This is a genomic window from Mycobacterium bohemicum DSM 44277, from assembly GCF_001053185.1.
GTDB lineage: Bacteria > Actinomycetota > Actinomycetes > Mycobacteriales > Mycobacteriaceae > Mycobacterium > Mycobacterium bohemicum.
Window position 1 is genome coordinate 319,996 of the sequence record NZ_CSTD01000001.1, and the last position, 15,824, is coordinate 335,819.

Annotated in this window: 13 protein-coding genes and 1 pseudogene; 5 read left to right on the top strand and 9 right to left on the bottom strand. The window is 70.7% G+C overall.

The window, feature by feature from the left end; all coding sequences use genetic code 11:
- Positions 1-160 precede the first annotated feature (160 nt).
- A complete protein-coding gene (gene glnA / locus BN971_RS01570) occupies positions 161-1,597 on the bottom strand; it encodes a type I glutamate--ammonia ligase (protein WP_085182267.1) in 1,437 nt (478 codons plus the stop codon).
- 232 nt (positions 1,598-1,829) lie between these two features.
- Here glnA and BN971_RS01575 point away from each other — a divergent pair.
- Positions 1,830-2,126: pseudogene (locus BN971_RS01575) on the top strand (RDD family protein); the annotation flags it as partial.
- An 11-nt stretch (positions 2,127-2,137) separates the two neighbouring features.
- Here BN971_RS01575 and BN971_RS01580 read toward each other — a convergent pair.
- From BN971_RS01580 to sucB, 5 genes are all read right to left on the bottom strand, one after another.
- Positions 2,138-2,890, bottom strand: a complete 753-nt coding sequence (locus tag BN971_RS01580; protein ID WP_085182269.1) for a DUF4191 domain-containing protein — start codon at positions 2,888-2,890, stop codon at positions 2,138-2,140.
- Between the two features lie 22 nt (positions 2,891-2,912).
- The gene (gene lipA / locus BN971_RS01585) at positions 2,913-3,842 is read right to left on the bottom strand and encodes a lipoyl synthase (RefSeq protein ID WP_085182270.1); all 930 of its coding nucleotides are present in this window, start codon (positions 3,840-3,842) and stop codon (positions 2,913-2,915) included.
- Entirely contained in the window at positions 3,839-4,552 is a 714-nt protein-coding gene (gene lipB, locus BN971_RS01590) for a lipoyl(octanoyl) transferase LipB (protein WP_085182271.1), read from the bottom strand. The genes lipA and lipB overlap by 4 nt, the downstream gene beginning before the upstream one ends.
- Before the next feature lie 89 nt (positions 4,553-4,641).
- Positions 4,642-5,565, bottom strand: coding sequence for a TIGR01777 family oxidoreductase (locus tag BN971_RS01595; RefSeq protein WP_085182272.1), 924 nt, complete (start codon positions 5,563-5,565; stop codon positions 4,642-4,644).
- A 3-nt stretch (positions 5,566-5,568) separates the two neighbouring features.
- Positions 5,569-7,362 carry a 2-oxoglutarate dehydrogenase, E2 component, dihydrolipoamide succinyltransferase gene (sucB, locus tag BN971_RS01600; protein WP_085182273.1) on the bottom strand — a complete coding sequence of 598 codons (1,794 nt, stop codon included), beginning with the start codon at positions 7,360-7,362 and terminating at the stop codon, positions 5,569-5,571.
- A gap of 206 nt (positions 7,363-7,568) precedes the next feature.
- Between sucB and BN971_RS01605 the strand changes: the two genes are divergently transcribed.
- Positions 7,569-9,344 (top strand): SDR family oxidoreductase, encoded by a 1,776-nt coding sequence (locus BN971_RS01605; RefSeq protein ID WP_085182274.1) that lies wholly within the window; start codon positions 7,569-7,571, stop codon positions 9,342-9,344.
- An 85-nt stretch (positions 9,345-9,429) separates the two neighbouring features.
- Here the strand turns inward: BN971_RS01605 and BN971_RS01610 are convergent, their stop codons facing one another.
- The gene (locus tag BN971_RS01610) at positions 9,430-9,774 is read right to left on the bottom strand and encodes an aminopeptidase (protein ID WP_085182275.1); all 345 of its coding nucleotides are present in this window, start codon (positions 9,772-9,774) and stop codon (positions 9,430-9,432) included.
- 147 nt (positions 9,775-9,921) lie between these two features.
- Here BN971_RS01610 and BN971_RS01615 point away from each other — a divergent pair, with 147 nt between their 5' ends.
- On the top strand, positions 9,922-10,389 hold the full coding sequence (locus tag BN971_RS01615; protein ID WP_085182294.1) for an SRPBCC family protein: 468 nt from the start codon (positions 9,922-9,924) through the stop codon (positions 10,387-10,389).
- A 3-nt stretch (positions 10,390-10,392) separates the two neighbouring features.
- Positions 10,393-11,982 carry a phytoene desaturase family protein gene (locus BN971_RS01620; protein ID WP_090349745.1) on the top strand — a complete coding sequence of 530 codons (1,590 nt, stop codon included), beginning with the start codon at positions 10,393-10,395 and terminating at the stop codon, positions 11,980-11,982.
- A gap of 7 nt (positions 11,983-11,989) precedes the next feature.
- Here the strand turns inward: BN971_RS01620 and BN971_RS01625 are convergent, their stop codons facing one another.
- Positions 11,990-13,534: a leucyl aminopeptidase gene (locus BN971_RS01625; protein WP_085182277.1), complete on the bottom strand. Its 1,545-nt coding sequence runs from the start codon at positions 13,532-13,534 to the stop codon at positions 11,990-11,992.
- Between the two features lie 11 nt (positions 13,535-13,545).
- Positions 13,546-14,670, bottom strand: a complete 1,125-nt coding sequence (locus BN971_RS01630) for an adenylate/guanylate cyclase domain-containing protein (RefSeq protein ID WP_085182278.1) — start codon at positions 14,668-14,670, stop codon at positions 13,546-13,548.
- A 35-nt stretch (positions 14,671-14,705) separates the two neighbouring features.
- Here BN971_RS01630 and gcvT point away from each other — a divergent pair, with 35 nt between their 5' ends.
- Complete coding sequence (gene gcvT, locus BN971_RS01635; RefSeq protein WP_085182279.1) at positions 14,706-15,821, top strand: glycine cleavage system aminomethyltransferase GcvT; 1,116 nt, start codon at positions 14,706-14,708, stop codon at positions 15,819-15,821.
- The last annotated feature ends 3 nt before the right edge of the window (positions 15,822-15,824 follow it).

A 15,824-nucleotide genomic window follows, 5' to 3' on the forward strand; every position in this document is an offset into this window, starting at 1 on the left:
TCTCCTCCCGCTCAGACCCCTTTCACATTCTGCGACGCCGCTCCCTCGCCGAACAAGGTTCCGATCCGGGCCGTCGATGCCGGGCAGATGCCGATGAGCCCACCCGCTCGCGATCGCAGGGATCGCGGAGCGGATGGGCTCAGCCGGTGCCGGGTGCTCGTTACACGTCGTAATAGAGCGCGAACTCGTAGGGGTGCGGCCGGATCTGGACCGGCAGGATCTCGTTCTCGCGCTTGAAGCTGATCCACGTCTCGATCAGGTCGGGCGTGAAAACGCCGCCCTCCGTGAGGTATTCGTGGTCGGCCTCCAGCCGGTCGATCACCGCGGACAGCTGGGTGGGCGCCTGCGGGATGTTGGCGGCCTCCTCGGGCGGCAGCTCGTAGAGGTCCTTGTCGACCGGCGCCTGCGGCTCGATCTTGTTCTTGATGCCGTCCAGGCCCGCCATCAGCATGGCGGCGAACGCCAGGTACGGGTTGCCCGACGAGTCGGGGCAACGGAACTCCAGCCGCTTGGCCTTCGGGTTGCTGCCGGTGATCGGGATGCGCACGCAGGCCGACCGGTTGCGCTGGCTGTACACGAGGTTGATGGGTGCCTCGAAGCCGGGGACCAGGCGCTTGTAGGAGTTCACCGTCGGGTTGGTGAAGGCCAGCAGCGACGGCGCGTGGTGCAGCAGGCCGCCGATGTAGTGCCGCGCGATGTCGGACAGGCCGGCGTAGCCCGTCTCGTCGTACATCAGCGGGTTGCCGTCCTTCCACAGCGACTGGTGGGTGTGCATCCCGGAGCCGTTGTCACCGAACAGCGGCTTGGGCATGAACGTCACGGTCTTGCCGTGCTGCCAGGCGGTGTTCTTGACGATGTACTTGTACAGCTGCATGTCGTCGGCGGCGTGCAGCAGAGTGTTGAACTTGTAGTTGATCTCGGCCTGGCCGCCGGTGCCCACCTCGTGGTGGCCCTTCTCGAGGCTGAAGCCGGCCTTGATCAGGTTGGACAACATCGTGGCGCGCAGGTCGACGTAGTGGTCGACGGGGGCGACGGGGAAGTACCCGCCCTTGGGGCGGACCTTGTAGCCCCGGTTGGGGCTGCCGTCGATCTCGTTGGGCGAGCCGGTGTTCCACCACCCCGAGATCGCGTCGATCTCGTAGAACGAGCCGTTGGTGCGCGAGTCGAAGCTGATCGAGTCGAAGATGTAGAACTCCGCCTCGGCGCCGAAATACGCGGTGTCGGCGACCCCCGTGCTCTTCAGGTAGTTCTCGGCCTTGCGGGCGACGTTGCGCGGGTCGCGCGAGTACGGCTCGAGGGTGAACGGGTCGTGCACGAAGAAGTTCAGGTTGAGCGTCTTGTGTTCGGTGAACAGGTCGACCTGCGCCGTCTCGGGGTCCGGAAGGAGCAGCATGTCGGACTCGTGGATGGACTGGAACCCGCGAATCGACGAGCCGTCGAAGGCCAAGCCGTCCTCGAACACGCTCTCGTCGAAAAACGAAACCGGAATGGTGAAGTGCTGCATGATGCCCGGCAAGTCACAGAACCGGACGTCGACAAACTCGACGTTCTCGTCCTTGACGAGTTTGAAGACGTCGTCGGGCGTCGTTTCCGTCACAGAAATGCTCCTTTACTTGGTGTTATCCGCGGCCTGACGCTATGGAGCAGATGTTGCCCGCGAGTCAACGCGGTGTTGCACGGAGGTTACGCGACCACGGCGCCCGCAGCAGATTCCGGTCAGCCCAGGGGTTCTATTGTGGGGCCATGGCCCGCAAGATCGTATCCGTTCCGGTGTGCAAACGCATCGGTGCGTCGGGTCCCGATGCCGAGGCGACAGGGGAGCCGGGCCGATGACCCAGGACTCACGCCCGGCCTACCCCGGCGAGCGGCTCGGTTTGCCCGAAAGCGGGCCGGGGTCGCTCGCGCCGATGGGTCGCCGGCTGGCCGCCCTGATGATCGACTGGCTGATCGCCTACGGCCTGGCCGCGCTGGCCCAGCGGTTGGGGCTTTTCTCCGAGCGATGGCTGTCGACCGCCGTGCTGGTCATCTGGTTTGCGCTCGGAGTCCTGGCGGTGCGGCTGTTCAGCTTCACGCCCGGGCAGCTGGCGCTGGGCCTGCAGGTGGTCTCGGTTGGCGGGCGGGCCCCGGCCGATCGCCGCTAGCGCCGGCGGACCGTGCGCTGCACCCCCCGCATCTTGCCGGCGTTGGGCAGTGGCCCCTTGGGCATGACGGCGGAACCGGTCCGCGACCCCAGCGCGGCCAGCCGCGACTCGAGGGAGTCCATCTGCTTGACGGTGATGTTGTTCGGCAGGCGGGTCAGGTGGCGCTCCAGCTTGCCCAGCGGGACCTCGCCCTCGCCGTTGCCGACGACGATGTCGTAGATCGGCGTGTCACCGATCAGCCGCGCGGTGCGCTTCTTCTCCTGGGCCAGCAGCGGTTTGACGCGGGCCGCCGATCCCTCGCCCACCAGGATGACGCCGGGCCGGCCGAGCACCCGGTGCACCGCGTCGAAGTGCCCGGTGGCGGCCACCCCCGGGGTCACCCGCCACTTGCCGCGCAGGTTGTCCAGCACCCACGCCGCGGCGCCGGTCTGGCCCTCGGCCTTCCGGTAGATCGACTTCTGGGCCCGGCGGCTGAAGATGATGAACATCGCCAGCAAGCCCAGCACCACGCCGAATGGGATCAGGGTGATCATGGTGAGTCCGCCGGCCCACACCGCGACGCCCGCCGACGCGCCGACGATCAGCACGAAGGCGCCGATCATGTACGGCAGCAGGCGCTTGTCCTCCTGGCGCTGAATCTTGAACGCCTCCCACAACTGGCCGCGGCGCTCCTTGGCGGCGGCCTTGCGGGCGGCCGCGGCTTGCGCCCTCGCGGCCTTGTTGTCAGCGGCGTTGCGGGGTTTTGCCATAGCCAAAGGATACGTACGCGGCCTACGGCGCGGAGGCGCCACCGGCGGCCTGCCGGTAGAGGCGTCCCGCGCGGTAGGACGACCGCACCAGCGGACCGGCCAGCACACCCGCGAAGCCCAGCCCCTCGGCGTGCCGCGCGAACTCGTCGAATTCCTCGGGCCTGACCCAGCGCTCGACCGGGTGGTGACGCGCCGACGGGCGCAGGTACTGGGTGATCGTGATGATGTCGCAGCCGGCGGCGCGCAGGTCGGCGAGCGCGGTGCGGACCTCGTCGGGCGTCTCGCCCAGGCCGAGGATGAGGTTGCTCTTGGTGACCAGCCCGAAGTCGCGCGCCGCGGTGAGCACGCCCAGGCTGCGCTCGTAGGTGAATGCCGGCCGGATGCGCTTGAACACCCGGGGGACGGTTTCGACGTTGTGCGCCAACACTTCCGGGCGCGACTCGAACACCTCGGCCAGCCGGGCGGGCTCGCCGTTGAAGTCGGGGATCAAGAGCTCCACGCGGGTCGACGGGTTCAGCTCCCTGATGGCGCGCACCGTTTCGGCGTAGAGCCAGGCCCCGCCGTCGGGCAGGTCGTCGCGGGCCACGCCGGTGACCGTGGCGTAGCGCAGCCCCATCGTCGCGACGCTTTCGGCGACCCGCCGGGGCTCGTCGCGGTCGAGCGCGGCGGGCTTTCCGGTGTCGATCTGGCAGAAGTCGCAGCGACGGGTGCACTGGTCGCCGCCGATCAGGAAGGTGGCCTCCCTGTCCTCCCAGCATTCGAAGATGTTGGGGCAGCCGGCCTCCTCGCAGACGGTGTGCAACCCCTCGCGCCGGACCAGTCCCTTGAGCTGTGTGTACTCCGGGCCCATCCGGGCGCGGACCCTGATCCACGGCGGCTTGCGCTCGATCGGGGTCTGCGTGTTGCGCACCTCGAGCCGCAGCAGCCGCCGGCCCCCGGGTGCAACAGTCACGTTGCCGATGCTACGCGGGCCGGCCGATGATCACCGATCGGCAGGACGCCGTCCAGGGCGTCGCAGACGCCGGCGGCGACCGGCGCGCGGACCTCGTCGACGGTCACCGTGCGGCGCAGTTCGGCCGACAGCGACGTCACCCCGGCGTCGGCGATGCCGCACGGCACGATGGCGCCGAACGCGCCCAGATCGCAGTCGCAGTTCAGCGCGAACCCGTGCAGGGTGGTCGCGCGCGCGACCCGCACCCCGATGGCGGCGACCTTGCGCTCGGGCCGGCCGGCCCCGGCCGGCACCCACACCCCCGACCTGCCCTCGACCCGGACGGTGTGCAGGCCCAGGTCGGCGCACACCCTGATCAGCGACTCTTCAAGGCGCCGAACGTAATTCACCACATCAAGCGGCTCGGCCAACCCGATGATCGGATAGCCGACCAGCTGCCCGGGCCCGTGCCAGGTGATCTTGCCGCCGCGGTCGGTGTCGACGACCGGGGTGCCGTCCACCGGCCGTTCGTGCGGGTCGGTGCGCCGCCCCGCGGTGTAGACCGGCGGGTGCTCCATCAGCAGGAGGGTGTCGGCGCCGCCCGCGACCCTGGCGTCGGCCAGGTCCCGCTGCAGCTGCCAGGCGGTGCGGTAGTCGACCGCCCCCAGCTGGCGGACGTCGATCGGACCGCGGTCGGCGCGAATGGAGCTCACTACCGCGAGGTTACTCATGTGATCGCCGTCACCGCGTCCCGCGTCGGTATCGGTCGCCTCCGCACCCGCGGCGGCGGGCGCCGCCTGACCCCGGGCCGATTTGCGGTCTAGTCGTGGTCGCGACGCGCGGTCGCATAACCGAGCGCCTCGCCGATGGTGTTGTGGTGGAACCGAAAACCGGCGTGCTCCAGCGCCGACGGGATGGCGCGCTGCCCGATCAGCAGCCCCTCGTCGGCGAACTCGCCGAGGGCGGCCCGGATCGCGAAGCCGGGCACCATCAACGGCGTCGGGCGGTTCAGCGCGCGGCCGAACGTGGTGGTGAATTCGGCGTTGGTGACGGGCGCGGGCCCGGTCATGTTCACCGGCCCGGACAGCGACGGATTGTTGATCGCGAACAGCAGCGCCCGCACCTCGTCCTCGAGGCTGATCCATGACATGTACTGCCGGCCGCTGCCCAGCCGGGCACCAAGGCCGGCCGCGAACACCGGCCGCATCATCCGCAACGCGCCGCCCGACGGCGACAGCACCACACCGGTGCGGGCCAGCACGACACGGGCACCGCCGTACTGGGCGGGCAGCGTCGCGGCCTCCCAGTCCTGGCACAGCTGGGCCAGGAATCCGCTTCCGGCCCGGTCGCTTTCGTCGACCACACGGTCCCTGGTGTTGCCGTAGAAGCCCACCGCGCTGGCGTTGATGAACGTCTCGACGCCGACGTCGGCGACGGCGTTGGCCAGCACCTCGGTCGGCGTGATGCGGCTGTCGCGCAGGCTCTGCTTGAACGCGCCCGACCATCGTCTCCGGCCGATGTTCACGCCGCACAGGTTGACGACGGTGTCGACGTCGCCGAGCGCGTCGGCGTCGAACTCGCCGCTGTCGGGATTCCAGTGCAGCTCTTCGGAATTCGCAGGCGTGCGGCGCACGATGCGCAGCACGGTGTGGTCGGCCGCGCGCAGGGCGGCGGCCAGGGCGGACCCGATGAGGCCGGACGATCCCGCTATCGCGATGACGGCCTTGCCGTCAGCTCGAGTCACGACTTAGAGCCCCAGGTCGGCCTCGAACGCTCCCTCTTCGAGCCGGTGCTTGATGGTGCTGAGGAAACGTCCGGCGTCGGCCCCGTCGATCAGGCGGTGGTCGTAGGTCAGCGGGAGGTAGCACACCGAACGGACGCCGATCGATTCGTTGCCGAACTCGTCGACGATGACCCGCGGCCGCTTGACGATGGCCCCGGTGCCCAGCATGGCGGCCTGCGGCGGCACCAGGATCGGGGTGTCGAACAAGGCGCCCTGGCTGCCGATGTTGGTGATCGTGAAAGTGCCACCGGACAATTCGTCGGGTTTGAGGTTGCCCGAGCGGGCCCGCGCGGCGATGTCGGCGATCGCCCGGGCCAGCCCGGCAAGGGACAGGTCGCCGGCATTGTGGATGACGGGGGAGAGCAGGCCCTGTTCGGTGTCCACCGCGAAACCGAGGTGCTCGGCGTCGTAGTAGGTGATTTCTTTGGTGTCCTCGTTGTAGCTGGCGTTGATGTTGGGGTGGACCTTGAGGGCGTCGATCACGGCGCGCGCGATGAACGGCAGGAAGGTCAGGTTCACCCCTTCGCGTTCGGCGAACGCCGCCTTGGCCCGGGCCCGCAGGCCGACGATCCGGGTCATGTCGACCTCGTGGGTCTGCGTCAGCTGGGCGGTGGCCTGCAGCGATTCGCGCGTCTTGGCCGCCGTGATCTGCCGGATCCGGCTGGCCTTCTGGGTGGTGCCGCGCAGGTGTGCCAGTGCGGGTGCAGGGGCCGCGGGTGCCGGGGCCGCCTTGGCGGCGGCGGGGGCCGGCGCGGTGGGTGCGGGAGCCTGCTGTGGCTCATCTTTCTTCTGCGCGACCGCGAGGACGTCCTGCTTGCGGATGCGCCCGCCCACCCCGGTGCCCGTGACGGTGCCCAGGTCGATGTTGTGCTCGGCGGCGAGTTTGCGCACGAGCGGCGTCACGTACGGGCTGCCATTGGTGCCCGAGTCGCCGGCCTGCGGGGCCGGCTGCGCCTGTGCCGGTTGGGGTTTCGGTTCGGGAGCCGGCTGCGGCGTGGGTTCGGGTTTCGCCTCCTCCTTGGGCTGGGCCTCGGGCTGGGGCTCCGGTTCCGGCGCGGGTGCGGGCTTGGGCTGGGGTTTCGGCTCGGGTTTCGGTTGGGGCGGTGCGGGTGCGGCGGCCTCGGAGCCGGTCCCGATCTTGGCCAGCTCACCGCCGACCGCGACGACGTCGTCCTCCTCGGCGGTGATGCTGATCAGCACGCCGGCCACCGGCGACGGAATCTCGGTGTCGACCTTGTCGGTGGACACTTCCACCAGGGGGTCGTCGACCTGGACCGAATCGCCCACCTTCTTCAGCCACCGCGTCACGGTGCCCTCGGTGACCGACTCGCCCAGTTCCGGCATGACCACCGGCGTCGCGTCGCCGGAACCTCCGCCGGATTGCCGTGGCGCCGGGGCCGCCGGCTCGGGTTCGGGTTCGGGTTGCGCTTCGGCTTGCGGCTCGGGTTCGGCAGCCGCCGGTGGCGATTCCGGTTGGCTGGGCGCCGGGGCGGGTGCCGCGGAATCGCCTCCGGCTTCGGATGCCTCGCCGATGAGAGCAAGGTCTCCGCCCACCTCGACGATGTCGTCCTCCTGGGCGATGATCTTGGTCAGCACGCCCGCCGCCGGCGAGGGAATCTCGGTGTCGACCTTGTCGGTCGAGACCTCGACGAGGGGCTCGTCGACTTCGACCGTGTCGCCTTCCTGCTTGAGCCAGCGGGTGACCGTCCCCTCGGTGACGCTCTCACCGAGTGCGGGCATCTGGACGGAGAAGGCCATCTCTTCTGACTCCTCGATCGGTGTCGGGGCACGTCGTACATTGGCTACCACACCGCGGCGCTGCCGGTGCGGCATCGAAGCAGCTATTCAAAACTATCCTGTCATTGCGCGCGCGTCGGCACTCGGTCAGGGCGGGGCGCTCACGTGCCGGGCGCGCCCGTACCCGCTTGCTACGGTGTGGCGACGTAGCGAGACGCGGAGGTCCCATGCCGGCAACACCACAGGCGCCCCAGCAGTTCGTCGAGAGCGCGGACGGCGCGCGCATCGCGATCTACGAACAGGGCAACCCCGACGGCCCCACCGTCGTGCTGGTGCACGGCTGGCCCGACTCGCACGTGCTGTGGGACGGCGTCGTGCCGTCGCTGGCCGAGCGGTTCCGGGTCGTCCGCTACGACAACCGTGGCGTCGGGATGTCGTCGGCGCCCAAACCGGTGTCGGCGCACACCATGGAGCGCTACGCGGACGACTTCGCCGCGGTGATCGGAGAGCTGAGCCCCGGCGCCCCGGTGCACGTGCTGGCCCACGACTGGGGTTCGGCCGGAGTCTGGGAGTACCTCACCCGTCCCGGCGCCGGTGACCGCGTCGCGTCCTTCACCTCGGTGTCCGGCCCGAGCCAGGATCAACTCGCCGACTTCATCTTCGGCGGCCTGCGCCGTCCGTGGCGGCCCCGCACCTTCCTGCGGGCGCTCGTCCAGGGCCTGCGCCTGACCTACATGGTGCTGTTCTCCATTCCCGTGCTGGCGCCGTTGACGCTGCGGCTGGCGTTCTCGAGCGCGGCGATCCGGCGCAACATGGTCGACAACATCCCCGCCGAGAAGATCCATCACTCCGCCAAGCTGGCCGCGGACGCGGCCCACTCCGTAAAGGTGTATCCCGCCAACTACTTTCGGACGTATTCCCGCAAGCGGCCGGTTCCGGTGATCGACGTGCCGGTGCAGCTCATCGTCAATACCCAAGATCCCTTCGTGCGGCCCTACGGCTTTGAACAGACGGCGCGGTGGGTGCCGCGGCTGTGGCGCCGCGACATCAAGGCCGGGCACTTCTCGCCGATGTCGCACCCGCAGGTGATGTCCGCCGCGGTCCACGATTTCGCCGACCTGGTCGACGGCGGACGGCCGAGCCGGGCCATGCTGCGCGCGCAGGTCGGGCGGCCGCGCGAAGAGTTCGGCGACACCCTGGTCGCCGTCACCGGGGCCGGCAGCGGAATCGGCCGCGAGACCGCTTACGCGTTCGCGCGCGCGGGCGCCGAGCTGGTCGTCAGCGACATCGACGAGGCCGCGGTCAAGGAGACCGCCGCCCAGATCGCCGCGCACGGCGGCCGGGCGCACCCGTATGTGCTCGACGTGGCCGACGCCCACGCGGTGGAGGCCTTCGCCGAGCGGGTCAGCGCCGAGCACGGCGTCCCCGACATCGTGGTCAACAACGCCGGCATCGGGCACGCGGGCGCGTTCCTGGATACCCCGGCCGAGCAGTTCGACCGGGTGATGGACGTCAACTTCGGCGGCGTGGTCAACGGCTGCCGGTCGTTCGGGCGGCGCCTGGTCGAACGCGGCACGGGCGGGCACATCGTCAACATCGCGTCCATGGCCGCCTATGCGCCGCTGCAGTCGCTGAGCGCCTATTGCAGCTCCAAGGCGGCGACCTTCATGCTCTCCGACTGCCTGCGCGCCGAACTCGACGCCGCCGGCGTCGGATTGACGACCATCTGCCCCGGCGTCATCAACACCAACATCATCGACACCACCCGCTTCAACGCCCCCGCGGACCGCGGAGACGAGCACGTCGAGGGCCGTCAGGGTCAGCTGAAGAAGGCGTTCGCGCTGCGTCACTACGGTCCCGACAAGGTCGCCAAGGCGATCTTGTCGTCGGTCAAGAAGAACAAGCCGATCCGCCCGGTGGCGCCGGAAGCGCATGCCTTCTACGGGCTGGCGCGCGTGGCACCGCAGGCTTTGCGCAGCACCGCGCGGGTGCGGGTCATCTAGCCCGGGCGGCGATCGCTGCCGGGCCCTGTGCGGGCCTGAGGGCCGCGACCCGCCTCACCCGGCTTCGCCGGGCTTGCGATCGCCGCTAAACGCCGGTCTGCCGCGCGCCCCGCCGCTGCACCAGCAACGCGCCGGCGACCACGACGATCCCGATGACCGCCAGCGGAATCGTCCACGCCCGCCGGCCGCCCACCTCGGACTGGCACTTCGCGACGAAGTCGGTGTGCGGAACCACCTGGTTGAGGATCGGGATGTTCGCCACCCCGTTGTTGTTGGCGCTCCTGGCGGCGGACAGGTCCGTCGCGACGGCGTTCCCGCAGCCCACGGAGTGGCCGTTGCCGTCGGACACCGACACCGGAGTCAACAGCCCGATCACGCCCGCGAGCAACAGCACCGCGCCCAATCCGACAACCAACCGACGAACGGTCATGATCCGCCTCCTGTCCAACGCCCGTATTGGTAACGGCTTAATAGCCACTGTTCAGCCGCGCTAAACGGCCCCGGCCGCAGCGGTTGCGTGTGGTTTCGGGCGACCGGGGTATCCGGAGGGGGTATGCCGGTGGAAAAAGGAGTGCAGATGACCGCGACCCGAGAGATGGCCACGACCCGCGAGGTGGAGGCGTCGCGCCAGCAGATTTGGGACGCGATGGCCGACGGGTGGACGTACGCCCAGTGGGTGGTGGGCAACAGCCGGACCCGTGCCGTCGACTCGCACTGGCCGGAACCCGGCTCCGCCATCAAGCACTCGGTCGGGGTGTGGCCGTTGGTGATCAGCGACCAGACGGTGGTCGAGAGCTGCACCCCCGGCGAGGAACTCGTGCTGCTCGCCGGCATCGGGCCGCTCGGCGCGTTGCGGATAACGCTGCGGCTCAAGGACTTACCGAACGGGGGCTGCCGCGTCGAGATGATCGAGACGCCCGCCTCCGGCCCGGTGAACCTGATTCCCGACCGGCTGGCCCTGGCCGCGGTGTACCCCCGCAACCGCGAGTGTCTCTGGCGGCTGGCCGCGATCGCCAAGCGCCTCGAGCCCAGCGAGGTCAATTAGCGGATGGCCGAGACGACCGATGCCGTCGTCATCGGGGCCGGCCACCACGGCCTGGTCGCCGCGGCGATGCTGGCCGACGCCGGGTGGGATGTGCTCGTGCTCGAGGCCCAGCCCGAGCCCGGCGGCGCGGTCCGCAGCGCCGAGCTGACGCCGGGCTACGTCACCGACCTGTTCAGCTCCTACTACCCGATGACGGTGGCCTCGCCGGCGATCGCGGCCCTGCAGCTGGAGGACCACGGGCTGCGGTGGTCGCACGCGCCGGCGGTGGTCGGCCACCCGCGCCACGCCACCGACGACGACCCGCCCATGGTCCACCACGACCCGGCCCGAACCGCGGCCGAATTTGCGCGCCGCGAGCCGGCCGACGGCGACAACTGGTGGCGCGCCGTGAACTTGTGGGAGCAGGTCAAGAAGCCGTTGCTGGACGCCATGCTCGCGCCGTTTCCGCCGGTGCGCCCGATGGTTCGGCTGCTGCTCGAGCTCGGCACGGCCGACGCGCTCCGGCTGGCCCGCCTGCTGGTTCAGCCCGCCGACGCGATGGCCCGGCAGATGTTCGACGGAGACGCCCCCCGAACGTTGTTGCTGGGCAACGCGATGCACGCCGACGTGCCCCCGGACGCGCCGATCAGCGGCGCGATGGGCTTTCTCATGACCATGCTGGCCCAGGATTGCGGGTGGCCGGTGCCCGTCGGTGGTTCCGGCCGGCTGACGGCCGCGCTGGTGAACCGCGCCCGCGCGGCCGGCGCGCGAATCGAGTGTAATCAGAACGTGTCTCGCGTCGAGGTCAGGGGCGGGCGGGCCGTCGGCGTGACGACCAGCGGCGGGCGCACGGTGCGGGGGCGCCGGGCGGTGGTGGCCGACGTGACGGCGCCGCGCCTGTTCTGCGACATGCTGCCCGCGGACGCGGTGCCGGCCAAGCTGCTCCGCGACTTCGAGGACTATGTCTGGGACCCGCCGGTGGTGAAGGTCAACTACGCGTGCAACGCGCGCATCCCGTGGCGCTCGCGGGCGCTGCAGGACGCGGGAACCGTGCACCTGGGCGCCGACGGCGACGGGCTGCTGCGCTGGATGACCGACCTGAACACCCGGGTGGTGCCCGAGCGGCCGTTCATGTTGCTGGGGCAGACGACCACGGCGGACCCGAGCAGATCGCCCGCCGGGACCGAAAGTGTCTGGGCCTACTCGCATCTGCCCCGCAACGTCGCCGACGATTCGTCGGCCGAGCAGCTCGCCAAGTCGATGGACCAGGTGATCGAGGAGCACGCCCCCGGCTTCGGCGCGACGGTGGTCGACCGGTTCGTGCAGCGACCGTCGGATCTGGAGGCCGCCGATGCCAACCTGCACCTGGGCGCGCTCAACGGGGGAACCGCTCAGCTGCCGCAGATGCTGATCTTTCGGCCGGCGCCCGGCATGGGGCGCGCCGAAACCCCGGTCGAGGGCCTGTATCTGGGCAGCGCGTCGGCCACCCCGGGCGGTTCCGTGCACGGCGCCTGCGGGCGGAACGCGGCCCGGGCCGCGCTGGCCGCCGACGGGATCACCGGATGGCCGCGCCGCAGGCTCAACCGGGCCGTGATGTCGCTGCTGGTCAAGTGATTCGCCGTCAACCGTTTTCGGCGATGTCCTCCAGCACCGCGAACATGGTCCGGGTCGGCACGCCCGTGGCGCCCTTGGGGGTGTAGCCCCACGCGCTGCCGGTGTTGTACGCCGGCCCGGCGACGTCGATGTGCGCCCAGCCGACGCCGTCGGCGACGAACTCCCGCAGGAACACCCCGGCCACCAGCATGCCGGCGAAGCGTTGATTGCTCACGTTGGCCAAATCGGCCACCGTCGACTTCAGGTCGTCCTTGAGCTCGTCGGGCAGCGGCATCGGCCAGCCGTTTTCGCCCACGCGCTGCGAGATGGCGGCGACCCTGTCGCGGAACTCGTCGCTGCCCATCACCCCCGGGATCCGGGCGCCGAGCGCGACGGTCTGCGCCCCGGTCAGCGTCGACGTCTCGATCAGGTAGTCGGGGTTGTCCTCGCAGGCCCGGACGATGGCGTCGGCCAGGATGAGCCGGCCCTCGGCGTCGGTGTTGAGCACCTCGACCGTCGTCCCGCCGTACTGCGTCAGCACGTCGCCCGGGCGCTGTGCGGTCGCCGACGGCATGTTCTCGGCCATCGGGACGGTGGCGGTCACGTCGATGGGCAGCTTGAGCCGGGCGGCCAGCGTCACCGTCGCGATGACCGCGGCCGCCCCGCCCATGTCCGAGGTCATGTAGTGCATCGACGCGGCCGGCTTGATCGAGATGCCGCCGGTGTCGAAGGTGACGCCCTTGCCGACCAGCGCCACGCGCTTGGCCTGTTTGGGCCGCTTGGCCAGCTTCGAGCCGCGGTGGGTCAGCCGCACCAGCCGCGGCGGGCGCGAGGAGCCCTGCCCGACGCCGATGATGCCGCCGTAACCACCTTTCTGCAGCGCCTTGTCGTCGAGCACCTCCACCTCGAGGCCGGCCGCCTCGCCCAAAGCCTTTGCGCGGGAAGCGAACTCGGCGGGAAACAGGTGGCTCGGCGGGGTGTTGACCAGGTCGCGGGCGGTGGCCACCGCCGTGGCCACCGCGGCTCCGCGCGCGGCCTGCGCCTTGGCGTCCTTGGCGGTGGCGAGGACGGTGATCTTGCGCAGCCCGTTGTCTTTCGGCGCCGTCTTCGCAGTCCGGAACGCCGTGAACCGGTAGGCGCCCAGGATCAGACCCTCGACGGCGGCCGCGCAGGCCCCCTCGCCGGGCAGCTCGGCGAGCGTGGTCAGCACCGACTCGGCGGTGCCCAGCGACCGACCCGCCACACCGGCGGCGCGGCGCACGGTGTCCGCCGGCCACTCCGGGCGCGGCTTGCCCAGGCCGACGGTCAACACGCTGGTCACCGGCAGCGACGGCACCACCAGCCGATGCACCTGGTCGACGCCGCCGGTGGCGTCGAGCGCCCGAAGGCCGGCCTCGATCTCGGCGATCGCGTCGGCGCTCAGCGAGTGCCCGGGCGGCACGGCCGCGCCGGGGCGGTCGTCTTCGCCCGCGGACACGACCGGCACGATCAGCACCGCGGAGTCCGCCGCGCGTTTGGGCAGCGAGGCGGCGACGGTGACGGACGGGGCCTGGTAACCGGGTTCGGTGCTCACGGGCAACCACCCTAGTCACCGGGGCCGGGGTGGTCCCCGGCAACGTCCCCGCTGCGCAGCTCGTAGGCGGTGACCGGGGCGTCGAAACCCTTGAGGGTCAACGGGCCACGGGGCACCGCCGGCCAGTCGGGCAATTCGTCGTGCAATTCCGACGACGCCAGGACCTCACCCGGGGCGGCGGCGGCCACCAGGCGTGCGGCCAGGTTGACCGGGCTGCCGAAGTAGTCGCCGTTGATGGCCAGGACGGCGCCGAAGGCGAGGCCGGCGCGCACCCGAAGGCCCTCCTCCCGCGCGCGGGGGTGGTCGACGAGGTCGACCGCCGCCCTGACGAGCCGCTCGGGTGACGCGCTCACCCACATCACCTCGTCGCCGATGAACTTCACCACCCGGCCGCCGTCGGCGTGCACCACGTCGGAGACGGCGCCGGCGAACTCGTTGAGCAACATCGACAACTCCGCGGGAGCCAGCGCGTGGGTGAGGACGGTGAAATCGGACAGGTCGGCAAAGCCGATGCCGCACACCACGCTTGCCGACGTGTCGCGAAGCACGCCCTCGAAGTGGGTCCGGGCGCTGGTCAGGTGGTGGCGGTGCACGACGTCGATCAACGCCCCGATGCGCGGGACGAACTCGGCGACCGCGCGGTACGCCTGCGCGGTGGCGAGCTCGTCGTTGGTGTAGGTCATCTGGATGTCCGGCATCCCGGCGCGGATCGTCGTCGACTCCGCCTCCGCCAGCCGGGCCATCGCGGCGCCGAGCACCCGCAGCAGCCCGAACGCCCCGTCCTCGCCGACCACCCGTTTCAAGGCCACCCAGGTCGCCAGCCCGTCGACGTCGGCCTGGCTCAGCACCGGGACGTCGGGACCGGCGACGGTCAGCCCGAGCAACGCCCACGCGCGGGCCACGTCGTCGGCCGTCAGGCCGAGTTCGTCGGCCGCGCCCTGCAGCGTGTACACCGGGCGTCCCGGCCATTGCAGGACGTCGCCGGCGAGCCCGAACAGCCGGCCGCGGCCTTCGGCCTCGACCATCTCCTCGCGCGTGAAGCCGAGCCCGTGCAGGTACTTGATCAGGTCGGCGCGCTCGCGCGCATCGGCGATCCCGGCGGCCTCGAGGGCCTCGAAGTCCAGCGGATCGGACACCTGCCCAAGTGTGCCAGGCTCGACGATTAGGGTGAATCGCCGTGACCGATGACGTGCAGCACGGACCGTTGGAAGATCGCCACCGCGAGCTCGGCGCGGCGTTTGCCGAGTTCGGTGGGTGGCTGATGCCGGTGTCCTATGCCGGCACCGTCAGCGAGCACAACGCGACGCGCGACGCCGTCGGCCTGTTCGACGTCAGCCATCTGGGCAAGGCGTCGGTGCGGGGGCCGGGCGCCGCGGAGTTCGTCAACGCCACGCTCACCAACGACCTCGGCCGCATCGGCCCCGGCAAGGCCCAATACACCCTGTGCTGCAACGAATCCGGCGGTGTCATCGACGACCTGATCGCCTACTACGTCGACGACGACGAGATCTTCCTGGTGCCCAACGCCGCCAACACGGCCGCGGTGGTGCAGGCGCTGCAGGGCGCCGCTGGGGCCGGTTTGGGCCCAAAGCTGACAATCACCAACGAACACCGGTCCTACGCCGTGCTGGCCGTCCAGGGGCCGCGGTCGGCGGACGTGCTGGCCGATCTGGGCCTGCCGGCCGACATGGATTACATGGCCTACGCCGACGCCTCGTACTCCGGCGTACCGGTGCGCGTCTGCCGCACCGGATACACCGGCGAGCACGGCTACGAGCTGCTGCCGCCGTGGGAGTCGGCGGCCGTGGTGTTCGACGCGCTGGCCGCGGCGGTGGCCGCCGCCGGGGGACAACCGGCCGGGCTGGGCGCCCGCGACACGCTGCGCACCGAGATGGGCTATCCGCTGCACGGGCACGAGCTGTCGCCCGACATCTCGCCGCTGCAGGCCCGCTGCGGCTGGGCGATCGGCTGGAAGAAGGAGGCGTTCTTCGGCCGCGACGCGCTGCTGGCCGAGAAGGCGGCGGGACCGCGACGGCTGTTGCGTGGGTTGCGGATGGTCGGCCGCGGCGTGCTGCGTCCCGGGCTGACGGTGCTGGCCGGCGACGCGCCCGTCGGCGTCACCACCTCCGGCACGTTTTCTCCGACGCTGCAGGTCGGCATCGGGCTGGCCCTCATCGACACCGGCGCCGGCATCGACGACGGTCAGCGCGTCACCGTCGACGTCCGCGGCCGCGCCGCCGAATGCGAAGTGGTCAATCCTCCGTTCGTCGCCGCGAAAACCCGCTAGCCG

Coding starts and splice junctions, on each gene's coding strand:
- BN971_RS01580 (WP_085182269.1), bottom strand. CDS start 2,890: ATGGCAAAACCCCGCAACGCCGCTGACAACAAGGCCGCGAGGGCGCAA.
- lipB (WP_085182271.1), bottom strand. CDS start 4,552: ATGAGTAACCTCGCGGTAGTGAGCTCCATTCGCGCCGACCGCGGTCCG.
- sucB (WP_085182273.1), bottom strand. CDS start 7,362: ATGGCCTTCTCCGTCCAGATGCCCGCACTCGGTGAGAGCGTCACCGAG.
- BN971_RS01605 (WP_085182274.1), top strand. CDS start 7,569: ATGCCGGCAACACCACAGGCGCCCCAGCAGTTCGTCGAGAGCGCGGAC.
- BN971_RS01610 (WP_085182275.1), bottom strand. CDS start 9,774: ATGACCGTTCGTCGGTTGGTTGTCGGATTGGGCGCGGTGCTGTTGCTC.
- BN971_RS01615 (WP_085182294.1), top strand. CDS start 9,922: ATGACCGCGACCCGAGAGATGGCCACGACCCGCGAGGTGGAGGCGTCG.
- BN971_RS01620 (WP_090349745.1), top strand. CDS start 10,393: ATGGCCGAGACGACCGATGCCGTCGTCATCGGGGCCGGCCACCACGGC.